The organism is Trichodesmium erythraeum IMS101 (assembly GCF_000014265.1).
Classification (GTDB): Bacteria; Cyanobacteriota; Cyanobacteriia; order Cyanobacteriales; family Microcoleaceae; genus Trichodesmium; species Trichodesmium erythraeum.
Map to the genome: position 1 here is coordinate 6,529,925 of NC_008312.1, position 12,847 is coordinate 6,542,771.

The following is a 12,847-nucleotide window of genomic DNA, read 5'->3' on the forward strand; positions in this document are numbered from 1 at the left end:
TGCTAGAACAAAGGGGTGGAAAAAGGAATTATTTTTAATAATCTAATTATTAACCTATTTTTACTAAAAAAGTTTAGATCCCTAGAAACCCAGTAGCTTTTAAAATCTCTTAAAATTGCAGGCTTATTTATGATGAATTAATGGTAAGTTTAGTTATGATAAATCTCTGGCTATTTCCATATAATTTTTAACAATTTGACTTGTGGGTGAAATATGAGAAATTGGCATACCCTCCTGTTGTGAGCGATAAACTAAAAGGGATTCTGGAATTTTATATAGGGGATAAGACATTCTTTTTACTGCCTCCTCAATTTCTTCAAAAATGCTATTTTTTAAGCTTTTGTTTGATTTATGTGATACTTTAGATTTCGTATAACGATTAAAAACAACTGTAAATCTATTAATTTTATGTATCGTCATTTCCTGAATGTTCTGACAATAAATTTTGAATTTTTCTAACGCCTCTAGAGAAAAAACACTACTATCAATAGGAATAACAGCCTCATCTGCTGCTCGTAAACTATTGAGCATAAATAAGCCTGTGTCTGAGGGCACATCAATTAAAATATAATTATAATAGGATTTAATTAGGGTTAATATTCGATTTAAAGTTCCGACTTTATCTTTACCTTGCTGCATTAAAATAGAAGCTGTTGCTAAATTTAACTCAGAGGGAACTAAATGAAGATTTTCTATTTGTGTTGCTAAAATTGCCTGAGTAATAGGAACTCCTTGATATTGATTAAATTGATTTAAAATTACATCATAAATAGAGTTTTCTAAATTATTTTCATCAATTCCTAACCCAGAAGTTGCATTCGCTTGAGGATCAAAATCTACTACTAATATTCGACTTTTTGGATTAATTATAGTTAAACATCCAGCAATATTTATGCAAATAGTAGTTTTTCCTGTGCCTCCTTTGAGGTTAGCGAAAGCAATAGTTTTAGCCATAATTGTTGAATTATGATCTTTACTATATATTTTTTTGATCAAAACAATGATTCTACTAAATCTAGTTATTATAAGTTGATTATAGACTCAATAATAATATAGATATCCATAATTAGCTTTTCTTTCCGATAATTTGAGTAATGATACTATTGCTAGTTTTTCAATCTGAAATACTCCAATTGTTTTTGTTAATATCATTATACATAACAATCTTCTTTTTACCTTTTTCCAAGTCTGACCACTTTTGGGAAATAGGGAATAAGCTATAGGTTATAGGTAAAAGTCTCGGAGTTTATTTATAGTTTTCTTAGATCCTTTCGCTATAGCGGTTATTATAGCAGTCTTATTTAAGTTGTAAGATTTTTTTTGCTGAGAGTTAAAAGTTAAATACTCAAGAGTTAGGGGCTATAACTTCAAAGTTTTTCAAGTAAAATTAATGGCTGTAAAATTATCGCAACTAATGAGTAAATTACTATATATAAATTTCTAGATAAGTTAATATGTTGTAACAAAAGTTATTATAATGAATTAAATTTACATAAAAAATCAACTAGATATAAAGCTCCAAAATTGATAAGATAGAGGAAGAACTTCGACTACTAAACTTTAGCTTTTGACTTCTTCATCCTTTCACAAAGCTGTTAATTTAAGCAGTATCATAGCTAGAATGCCTGACACAATTTCGGCCATTTTTTTTAGCAAAATAAAGAGCTTTATCGGCTTGAGAAATTAATTCGTCTAGATGTGATTTTATAGTCGGAATAGTTGTTGCTACACCTAAACTAATAGTAATATATTTATCAACTTTTGAATCCTCATTAACAATTTTTAAACTATTAACTTGCATACGAATACTTTCAGCAATAAACATAGCTCTATGTTTGCCTGTATTGGGTAATACTACCACAAATTCTTCTCCTCCATAACGAGCAGCTAAGTCTGTTGTTCTTGTTAAAGGTTTTTTAATTTCTTGAGCTACTTTTCTTAAACAAATATCCCCTTCAGGGTGACCATAAGCATCATTAAATAATTTAAAAAAATCAATATCTATCATTATCAAAGAGATGGGCTGAGCGTCGTAGATAGATTTTTTCCAATCTTGTTGTAAGACTGTTTCCCAGCAATAGCGATTAGGAATACCTGTCAAAGGATCTGTATTTGAGATTTTTAGTAAATGTTCTAGCTGCTCATTTTGTTTCTTAAGTTCATCAGTTCTTATTCTGACTTCATGAGTTAATTTTTCATTAAAGCTATTTAATTGTTGTTCTCTTTGCTTGAGTTTTTGTACTAAATTAATTCTTTCCAAAGAATAGCGAATAGAACGGATTAAGACTTCTGCTGAAATTTCATTTTTCACTAAATAATCCTGCGCTCCTTTTTGAACTACTTCAAGAGAAAAATCCTCATCATTCTTACCAGTTAAAACAATAATTGGAATATTAGTAGTTATTTCTATCATCTGGGAAATAGTCTCAAATCCTTGACTATCAGGTAGTCCTAAATCAAGTAAAATAACATCAAAATTTGTTTGATTAAGTTGCTTAGTTGCTAAAGATAATGTACTACAATGAGTCACAAAAAACTTTAAGGATGATTCAAATTTTAATAACTGCTTAATAATAAAAGCATCCCCTAGATTATCTTCTACTAATAGGGTATTTAAAGAATCTTTTTGCTTAAGATAATTGTTCCTAAACATAGTTTTATTTTTATTAGACATTTAACAAAATTATATTTTGCTATTTTATTTTTTTTATGTTAGGATAAGGATCTGAGAATTCATCAGGAAAGAAATAAAAATTAGGGGTTAGTGAAAGCACAAAACATTAGATAGGTAATTAGGCATTCCGCTTCTGTCAAAACTGTCTCCGTCTTTCTAAAAAATAAGTCAAAACTAGTCTAGATATAAGAATTACCTTCATGCCATAAAAATGCCTAGAGCCCTTGCTGATTTAGGATTTATACTTTTTTGACCCAAGACCTTTTGTCCATCTATATTTGAGCCTGTTTTCTAGGTCTATTTTGTTTAAGTTCCACCCAGGGATCACTGTTTCTAAGAATTCAGAGAGGAGGGGATTTTTCATGATCTAGATACAAATTATAAATACTCACGCCTTTTCACTATAGTTTTTTTTAATGAGATCTAAAATTAAGAATAGCTTATTTACTAACATCTAAAATGGAAGGCTAATATTCTTACCTGTTTGTATGTATGGATGCTTTTTATTTCAAACCATTGTCTAAAAGCAGCCTGGTTTTTTATGCAATTCAAATAAAATTTATATTTTTGTTCTCGTTCCTATTAATTATAACTACTCCCTGCCTATTTTAATTCAACTTTTCTATTGATGGCGTTTTGGGATCAATAATTTTTTTACTCTTACCAAATTTGATACCTAAACTCATCTTATGTCCTTCACCCAGAATGTTTGTTACTAACCCCACACCAAAACTTTCATGCATCACTTTATCCCCGACTTGCCAACTTTTTATTTGATTACTTACCGATTTTTTTCCAACAGTATTTTTTGTGTTTTTCCTTTGATGCTTTGACGGATAAATTACTTTTTTCATCCCATTAGTATTAATCAAATCTCTTGGTAATTCTCCCAAAAATTGAGATGGAACTGTGGCATCTCTTGCTCCCCAAAGCTGTCGTCTTTCAGTTGCATAAGAAAAAAATAATTGTTCTTCGGCTCTAGTAATACCTACATAACAAAGTCGCCTTTCTTCTTCTAAAGATAAAGGGTCATTTATGCTCCGAAAATGAGGTAATAAACCTTGCTCCAAACCCACTATAAATACTACGGGAAATTCTAAACCTTTAGCAGAATGTAAAGTCATTAAAGACACAGCTTCCTGCCCATCTTGAAGGTTATCTAAATTAGAAGCTAAAGAAGCATTTGCTAAAAAACTTCCTAAAGTTGTATCTTCATTATCTTCTTGAAACTGAGCTACAGCACTACATAATTCTCCTAAATTTGCCAGTCGATTATCTGCATCTTCCGTATCCTGTTTTTTCAAGTTTTCAATATAACCAGAATTTTCTAAAATTCTCTCAACAATTTCCAGAGCAGTCAAATTTTCTAACTCATCTTGCAAATGTTGAATTACTTCGGCAAACTTATTTACAGCTTTTGATGAACGACCTGCCAAAGCATTTACTGAAGCTTGATCATTAATAATTTCCCACAAAGGTATTCCCATCTGGGAACTAGCATTTAATAAACTATCAATAGTTGCCTTGCCAATACCCCTTCTCGGAGTGTTAATAATTCTGAGTAAACTAACAGTATCAGCAGGATTTGCAATGACTCGTAAATAAGCTAAAGCATCCTTAATTTCTTTCCGATCATAAAATCTCAATCCCCCAATTATGACATATTTAATATCATAATGAATCAACTTTTCTTCGAGGGAGCGTGACTGAGAGTTTGTTCGATAAAGTACAGCGAAGCTTCCTAAATCTAAGTCTGGATATTGGTCTGTAATTTCTGCAATTTTACTACAAATAAATTCTGCTTCTTCTAACTCATTTTCTGCCTCATAACAATAAATTTCTTCCCCTATGCCCCTGGTTGGTTTGAGAGTTTTGTCAATACGTTGAGTATTATTTTCAATCAACTTATTTGCCACTGCCAAAATATTTTCCCGTGAGCGATAATTTTCCTCCAACTTAATCATTGTCTGAGTATATTCATCAGCTAAACCATCGCCAAAATCATTCTGAAAATCAAGCAAAATTGTATAATCTGCCATGCGGAAAGAATAAATAGATTGGTCTACATCTCCTACCACAAAAATAGAACGATTTTCCCAGTTTTTAATATATTTAGGGTCTTCACCATTAGTAGCTAAAAATCTAATAAAATTATATTGAGTCCGATTAGTATCTTGATATTCATCTACTAAAATATGATTAAAACGTTGATACCAATAAGCTAATATTTGCTCATTTTGCCGAAATAATTCTACTGGTATTCTGATTAGGTCGTCAAAATCAAGAGCATTGTTCGCAGCTAAATTATCTTGATAAATTCCATAAACTTCAGCAATTACCCGTCCCCGATAATCTGGCTCGGCTCTTTGATATTCTAGAGGTGACATTCCTTGGTTTTTAGCATTACTAATGGCATATCTCACAGAACGTGGTTCAAATTTTTTATCATCCAAATTTAGCTGTTTAGTGACAATTTGCTTAATTAAACTTTGAGCATCACTTTCATCAAATATAGAAAAATTTTTATCCCAATGACGTTTTTTTTCATCCTGATATTTGTTAATATCAAACCTCAGAATACGAGCGCAAAGATTATGAAAAGTTCCCACCCATAAATGTTTAGTGATATTTTTGTAGACTTGCGATCGCAACCTGATTTGTTCTTCTGATGTCAATGCTGAAAATGGTTTGTTATATTTAGCTTCCGCTTGTTCTTGAGCAAATACTTTTTCAATGCGGTCCTTCATTTCCTGTGCAGCTTTATTTGTAAAGGTAACCGCCAGAATATTTTCTGGATGTACCCGATGATGACGTATTAGATGGACTACACGATAAGTCAACGCCCTAGTTTTGCCAGACCCAGCACCCGCCACGACCAACATAGGTCCGCAGAAATGTTCTACTGCTTGGCGTTGGGATAAATTTAGCTGAGTCAGAAAGTCAGTGCTTGGCATATTTGGATTTTATATAAAGCAGATAATATATTGAATTTTATCACCAGACTAAAATAAAATAGCAGGTTGAATTTTATTTTACAGCTTGAATTGAAAGCCTAATGCACTATCAATAAGAACAAATGGTTTATTGTCTGTTAGACAATAAGAAACAACAATGCAATAACCTTAAGTTGGTTGTTCTGGGAACTAAACCAGAGTAAAGCTTTATTGATTAGGACTTAAAGTCTTAGTTGCTAAATAGCTTTCATAGCTTAAGTTTTTTTGTAGCTGTAGTCAAGCTTTAACCAGAAATGTTAATTTTTATTAATAATTATTTTTTTTTTGACTTTTTTCAATCTATGTGATATAATATAATAAGTTTTGTTGACAAGATTAGGTAGAAAAAGAAAACGAAAACCTATCCTTAATTACTTGACCCTCGACTGTATTGTTAATACTACTATTAGGTATGAATTCCATAATCCACTGATAGTTAGCATCAGTTTGTCATCAAAATTACTCTTATAATTAGAATAAATATGGCTGAGCTCTCAATAAAGTTTAACTCCGGCTTCCGTCGTTTTCACAGCTTACCCACAATTAAATTTAAATTTTGCTTTTCTGACTTTTGCTGTTCAGTTAATTCTCATCCCTGAGATTTTCATTGTGAGGCTTTACATTTGAATAAAAATCAACTTTACTTATTTAAAATAACACATACATAGGGATCTTGTAGCAGTATTAGTAGTGAGGGAAAACTATGTGAATAAGTAGCTTGAGTCAAGAGCAGTTTTGTTGTCTGGGTCGTAGATAAATTACAAACTGCGGTCAGTGGTATATGCATGAAACACTGCAGCTAACTCCAAAGCTGATGCAATTCCCGATCCATGTAAGTTTGTGGTAAGTTTGGGGTAAGTTTGGGAAAGTTTAGTAGAACGGATCCAGATATTGTATATTGGTTGTAGAAGAGAATATAGAACAACTTGTCCGTAACTGTTGTATCAACAAGCTTTGTATAAACAAACCTTACGGCTTTTTACAACAGAACTTTGAGGAAGTTTCTCCAGCAATACGATATCAGCATAATATCACTAAACCGTATTTCATCCTTATGCTTGGTCTCAAAGAAGAAAAAAGGCTTATGGGAATTAGATAGCAAAACTCACAAGGGGTAACATCTTAATTGCCAGAAAAATGGGCAAAGTATTTTGTTCTTAGCACCTTACTCACCCTACTTCAAAAAGGTTGAAGATAATTTTGTCATTCTCAAAAAGCAACGGATATATTCTCCACTAAACATATACAATCTCTAAAATAATTTTTGGTTGAAAATAAGTGTTATATGCTACTATAGATTTATGTGACAGTAATCTAAAACTATGGCATATCATAGCAGAGGTGGAGTAAGAGATGGTGCAGGTAGACCTTCTAAAGCTCCTACTAAAACAATAAGAATTGAAGAAAATTTGGCGGATAAAATTAAGAAATTAACGACCAAATTAGAATCTAATTACATTTTAAGTAAGTGGGAGAGTCTAGAAAACTTTCTGCTACATAATCAAACTTTCCCACAGCAAGATACAAATAATAAACTACCTCCAAAATTATCAAAAGCTTTAGAGGATAAAGCACTAGTAGAAATGCTAGAATTAATTTTTAGTAAATTTTCTCCTGGTGATTTTATTGACTATTGGTCAGATATTGACCTTACTGAAATAGAACCTATATCAGAAACTCAGTTGGCAGTGTCAAACGTATTACATGAAGCTACAACAGAGAAAGGATATACAGTAACCACTCCAGAAGTAAACAAAGTTTTGGATGTGACACTAGAAAAGTCAGAAGTTCTTTCAGTAGTTGAGTTTTCAGACTATAAGAATAGTAATGGAAATTTCTTAACTCAAGAGCAATTTAATATTTTAGAAGCTGTGCGCGATAGAATATCAGTTCCACTCCGCGATCGCATCCCTCAAGCTGAGAAAAAAGGATTATTAATTGAAGCATTAGCTGGTACTGGAAAAAGTACAATGTTAGCTGAGATAGCTAAAGTTTTGAAGTCTGAAAATCTATCCCCACTAGAATGCAGATTTGTTGTATTTGGTAGGAAAAATAAACAAGATTTAACTGATAAATTATCAGAGATAAAATGGGATAAATCAGTACAAACTCTTAACAGTTTAGGCTATGAAATTTTGAGAGATGCACTAGGTAAAGGCCATAAACAATTTAGACTTAATAATGGAAAGTATGAGAAAATAGCTCAGGATAAAGGTTATTTAGATTCTTATAATAAATGGGGTGAAAAAATACCAGGTAAATTACCAGTCGAAAATCGTAAGGGAGACTTAGCTATTATATCAAAGGCTGGTTTTGTAGATTTATTAGATAAAATGAGATTGCATTGTTATTTTCTAGATGAGATTAGTAGCGATGATGTATGGGAGATAGCAAATAAATATGGAATTGAAATATATAAAAATAGTCTAGGTGAAATAACTGAGGCTGTTTGTGATATTTTAGAGGCTGGTTTAAATGATGGAATTAATAAGTTAAATATAGATTTTTTAGACCAAATTTGGTTATTGTGGCACGACCAAAATGTATATAAAAATGTGTTTAATAAATGGTCAAATAAACTGAAAGTTATTTCTATAGATGAGTGTCAAGATACAGATTTGTTGCAGATAGAATTTATTAAATTGCTGCACAAATCATCTAATGATTTTATAATTGCAGTAGGCGATCGCTTCCAAGCAATTTATAGTTTCAGAGGCTGTTTAACAGATGGAATTGATGTAATTGCCAAAAAATTTAACTGTGATAAAATGCCATTAACTACTAACTGGAGATGTGGCAAAAAACATCTAAAATTAGTTAGAGATATTTACCCACATATAGATATTAAACCAGCTCCTACAGCTCCAGATGGTGAAATTAGGATTATCAAAGAGAATCACTTTTTAGATATATTTGATAGTGCTGATAGGAGTTTATCATTTTTTGGTGTTTGTAGGAAAAATGCACCCTTACTTATTTTTGCCATTAGACTTTTAACTGCTGGATATCCTGCCAGAATTAAAGATAGAAATTTAGGGGCAAAATTACTAAATAAAGTCAAGGAAGTTGTGAGAGGTAATTATGATGTTAATACTTTTTTGAGTCAGGTTGATAATTGGTTTAATTTTCAAGCTAATTCTATTAATAGATTGCCAGAAAAAGTTCAGAACCAAAGGTTAACTGAACTGAGAGATTATAGAGATTGTTTGGTGGCTTTTTTTGCTAAATTTCAACCTAAAAGTTTGAATGATTGGAAAACAGAAATAGATAAGATTTTTGATGAATCAACTACTACTAAAAAAATTATAGATTTATATACTATTCATAGTGGTAAAGGTGGAGAAGGACATTATACATTTATTATTTATCCTGAGAATATGCCTATAGAATTTGAGAAGCAAAGCACAGAAGAAAGGCAGCAGGAACAACATAACATTTACGTTGCTTTAACCCGCTGCCTGACTCGTGCTAAAGGTGGTATTTTGTGGTTGGTGTTGGAGGGTAAAAAGGATCCAATAACTTACCCTAAATGGTTACCAGATGAATACCGTCAGCTTTGGAAAGATGATAAAGATGAGGCCTTTGAGACTGATTTAGAAAATTTAGGAGATGAGTATGATATTGAGTTTTGAAGTGTTTCGGCTGTCGTAGACATTAAAAGCGGAGCAATTGCAGTCTATATCGCTTCCTATTTCTACTTTGACCAAAAATTATATTTGTCTATTTTTAAATCTCTAAATTCATCGAACTTTCAAATGTTATTTAAAGTAAAATTTTTGGCACAAGTATTTATCAACTAATTAATAACAGTAAAATTACCCTTGCTTATCTAACTTTTGATAGGTAAGATAATACTACTCTTTTGTAATAATTTCCATGACACACAATACCTCAGTAAATACTCCATATCTAGTCAAAACCCTGAGACAGGGTTTAGGACTATCTCAGACAAAATTTGCTAAACACTTAGGTATGTCATTCCAGACGGCAAATAATAGGGAAAATGGACATAGCCGCTCATCTCCAATAGTGATAAAATCAATCTACTCACTAAATTAAGGTATTAGGAAAAGATAAAACAGGTTTATTAAAGAGGTTTTTGTCTGAAGAGTCTGGAGTAAGTTTAGCAATTTTATTTCAGGCGTTACAACCTTTATCAAAACTAGAAAGAATGTCTAATATTACTGAGGGAGTAATGGAAATGAGTGATGAAGAAGCTCATTATTGGTTTGGTAAAATTAATAATGGTAAACGCAGTCCAGCTTTGAAAGCGATGAGAGTTTTATTAGGAGACCTGTAAATAAATATATATATCGCGGCCATATTTTCACTAATATCTATCCATTATTTATAGGAAAAAATAAATGAATAATTCCCAACGTCCGACTGTTTTTATTGAAAAAATTATGCCTGTGAAATTATTAAATCAACAGGTTTATTATGAACATGGAGGTAATCCTTTTAAGGGGTTGCATCGCTGGTATTCTCGTAAACCTTTATCGTTTTCAAGAGCTTCGGTTTTAGCTTCTTTATTGCCTGATGATATTTCTGTAGAAGAGTTTGAGTATTTATTAGGGTTGAAAAAGCGGAGCAATTCTATTCAAAAAAGTGAACAGTATAAAGATGATACTAGGCTTTATAAAATTCCTCCTGATGAAACAAGAATTAAGCAGGTACATGACTACTGTGAGAAAACCTGGGGGACGAGAACACCTACTATTTTGGATGCGTTCGGTGGTGGTGGGAGTATTCCTTTTGAAGCAGCGCGGTATGGGTTGAATGTTTTGGCATCAGATTTGAATCCGGTGGCAGTGGTGACAATGAAAGCAGCGATGGAATATCCTTTGAAATTCGGACCTGACTTGCAGCAGGATATTGATAAGTGGGTGCAGTGGGTAGAGGATGAGGCAGAGAAACGGTTAGCTGAGTTTTTCCCGTCGTTGCCAGGGGAAACGGTGCAGAATTATTTGTGGGCCCATACGGTGGTTTGTCCGAGTTGTCAGTCGGTTGTGCCTTTGAGTCCGAATTGGTGGTTATACAAACGCCCGGAAAAGCAGAATTTACATAAATGGTGTGCGGTGAAACCTATTCCTAATCTTGAAGGGAAGCGGGTTGATTTTGAGTTGATAAAAGGAAGTAAGGGAAAGGGTACGACTATTAAGACTGATGAGGGTGAGTTCGACCCGAATGATTACAACACTATTAGTAGGGGTGTGGGTAAATGTCCGAATTGTGGTAGCGTGATTGAGGATGATGCAATTAAATCTCAGGCACGGTCAGGAAAGCTTGGGCATCAAATGTATGCAGTGGCATTTAAAAAAGGTAAGGGAAGTTTAGAGTTTAGATTACCTCAAAATGTTGACTTTGATGGATTGGGTAAAACTGATTATTATTTGAATAGTAGTTTTGAGGAATTTCAATTAAGTGGTTTATTACCAGAAATCGAAATTAACTCTGGTGAGAAAACAGACGAACTTATTAGATATGGAATTAACCAATGGTCAAAATTATTTAATCCCCGTCAACTTCTAACCCTTGTCACTTATGTCGAAATTATTAACGATGTTAAGTTACAATTACAAGCAGAATATGAACCCGATAAAGTAGAGGCGATCGCTACTTATTTGACTTTGCTCCTAGAGCGGTGCATTGATAAAAATTCACGTTTATCTTGTTGGGATTCTTCGGTTGCAGTTGCTCAAAAGGCTTCTGTACAACACTCACTCAACTTGATGTGGAATTACCCAGAATTTAGCGGTAATGGAAAATTATGGAATTGGTGTTCCGATGTTACTTCAAATTACCAAAAGCTTTGTGCATTATTCAACTCTAAACCCCTACCTATTGACACCCAACAACACAACAAAACAATTCAAATAGACTCCGCATCAGCAGACACCCTCTACCACATCAGCGATAACTCAGTAGATGCCATCATCACCGACCCGCCCTACTACGCCACCATTCAATACGCCGAACTATCGGACTTTTTCTACGTCTGGCAGCGCCGAGTCTTAGGCGATATCTTCCCCGACCTCTACTTAACCGAACTCACCGACAAAGACAGAGAAGCAGTTGCCAACCCCTCCCGCTTCCGCAACATGGGAACATCCCCCGATGAACTTGCAAACCAAGACTACGAAGCAAAAATTGCACTCGCCTTTGCCGAACATTACCGAGTCTTGCGCGACGACGGCGTAATGACGGTACAATTTAACCACAAAGAGTCCGGCGCGTGGGATGTCTTAGCAAAATCTCTCATTGACGCTGGTTTTGAAATCACCGCATCTTGGGCAGTCAGTACTGAAAACCCCCAAAACCTCCATCAAGCTAAGAAAAATTCTGTTTCCAGCACCGTCTTACTTGTCTGTCGCAAACGTGACCCCAACGCCCCTCAAGCATGGTGGGATGACCTGCAACCAGAAGTTGCCAACCAAGTAGAGGAACGCGCCCCCGACTTTGAAAAAAATGACATCACGGGAATTGACCTATATCTCAGCGCATTCGGCCCAGCATTAAACGTATTCAGTCGTTCCTATCCCATATTAGACAACAGTGGAGTAGAAGTCCGCCCCGAAGTCGCCTTTGCTGAAGCTAGAAAAGCGATCGCTAACTACCGCTTCCAGAAACTTGTACAAACAGACACAGCAGGCTTTGATATTTTGACCCAATGGTATTTATTAGCTTGGGATGCTTTCAGTGCCAGGGAGTTCCCCTTTGATGAAGCCAGACAACTTGCCCTAGCCATAGGAGGTTTCAACGTCAACGACCTGGTTAAAGTTCACAAATTATTAGACTCAACGAGTGGCACTTGCAAATTATTAACACCCCGACAACGACTGAAAAAACGAGCATTTTCGGTCACTCCACAAGATTTTTCTAGTCAATATTTAGTAGATGACATTCATGCTATTATTGCTATTTATCAAGAAGAGGAAAATGTAGAAGTAGTCCGTCGGTTTATGGAAAAAACAGGATTATTAAGCAATGAAATGTTTATGCAAACTATTGAAGTAGCATTAAAAGTAATTCCCGATAAAATAGAAGAGGAACAAACCTTGATGAATTTGTGTTTAATGATGGATGAAATTAAAGATAATGTCAGTACCCAAGGGAAACAATTAGAATTATTTGAACAGCAGTTAAGCTTAGATTTTGGAGATGTTTAAATAGCAATTTA

7 protein-coding genes are annotated in these 12,847 nt (G+C 33.7%); 4 read left to right on the plus strand and 3 right to left on the minus strand.

Features of this window, described 5'->3' with window-relative positions:
• Window positions 1–153 precede the first annotated feature (153 nt).
• From TERY_RS25765 to pcrA, 3 genes are all read right to left on the minus strand, one after another.
• Window positions 154–954 (minus strand): AAA family ATPase, encoded by an 801-nt coding sequence (locus TERY_RS25765; RefSeq protein ID WP_011613561.1) that lies wholly within the window; start codon window positions 952–954, stop codon window positions 154–156.
• A 646-nt stretch (window positions 955–1,600) separates the two neighbouring features.
• A complete protein-coding gene (locus TERY_RS20360) occupies window positions 1,601–2,674 on the minus strand; it encodes a diguanylate cyclase (RefSeq protein ID WP_011613562.1) in 1,074 nt (357 codons plus the stop codon).
• A gap of 608 nt (window positions 2,675–3,282) precedes the next feature.
• Window positions 3,283–5,628 carry a DNA helicase PcrA gene (pcrA, locus tag TERY_RS20365; RefSeq protein ID WP_011613563.1) on the minus strand — a complete coding sequence of 782 codons (2,346 nt, stop codon included), beginning with the start codon at window positions 5,626–5,628 and terminating at the stop codon, window positions 3,283–3,285.
• Between the two features lie 1,361 nt (window positions 5,629–6,989).
• Between pcrA and TERY_RS20370 the strand changes: the two genes are divergently transcribed.
• The 4 genes from TERY_RS20370 (at window position 6,990) to TERY_RS20380 (ending at window position 12,836) form a co-directional block, all read left to right on the plus strand.
• Complete coding sequence (locus TERY_RS20370) at window positions 6,990–9,299, plus strand: UvrD-helicase domain-containing protein (protein WP_011613564.1); 2,310 nt, start codon at window positions 6,990–6,992, stop codon at window positions 9,297–9,299.
• Window positions 9,300–9,543: 244 nt separating this feature from the next.
• Window positions 9,544–9,726: a helix-turn-helix domain-containing protein gene (locus TERY_RS28825; RefSeq protein ID WP_071820708.1), complete on the plus strand. Its 183-nt coding sequence runs from the start codon at window positions 9,544–9,546 to the stop codon at window positions 9,724–9,726.
• A gap of 40 nt (window positions 9,727–9,766) precedes the next feature.
• Complete coding sequence (locus TERY_RS20375) at window positions 9,767–9,967, plus strand: DUF7680 family protein (protein ID WP_011613565.1); 201 nt, start codon at window positions 9,767–9,769, stop codon at window positions 9,965–9,967.
• 64 nt (window positions 9,968–10,031) lie between these two features.
• Window positions 10,032–12,836, plus strand: coding sequence for a DUF1156 domain-containing protein (locus TERY_RS20380; RefSeq protein WP_011613566.1), 2,805 nt, complete (start codon window positions 10,032–10,034; stop codon window positions 12,834–12,836).
• The last annotated feature ends 11 nt before the right edge of the window (window positions 12,837–12,847 follow it).

What these genes read in the sequence shown, in the direction of transcription:
- TERY_RS25765 (WP_011613561.1), bottom strand. Translation starts at nt 954, where the DNA reads ATGGCTAAAACTATTGCTTTCGCTAACCTCAAAGGAGGCACAGGAAAA.
- TERY_RS20360 (WP_011613562.1), bottom strand. Translation starts at nt 2,674, where the DNA reads ATGTCTAATAAAAATAAAACTATGTTTAGGAACAATTATCTTAAGCAA.
- pcrA (WP_011613563.1), bottom strand. Translation starts at nt 5,628, where the DNA reads ATGCCAAGCACTGACTTTCTGACTCAGCTAAATTTATCCCAACGCCAA.
- TERY_RS20370 (WP_011613564.1), top strand. Translation starts at nt 6,990, where the DNA reads ATGGCATATCATAGCAGAGGTGGAGTAAGAGATGGTGCAGGTAGACCT.
- TERY_RS28825 (WP_071820708.1), top strand. Translation starts at nt 9,544, where the DNA reads ATGACACACAATACCTCAGTAAATACTCCATATCTAGTCAAAACCCTG.
- TERY_RS20380 (WP_011613566.1), top strand. Translation starts at nt 10,032, where the DNA reads ATGAATAATTCCCAACGTCCGACTGTTTTTATTGAAAAAATTATGCCT.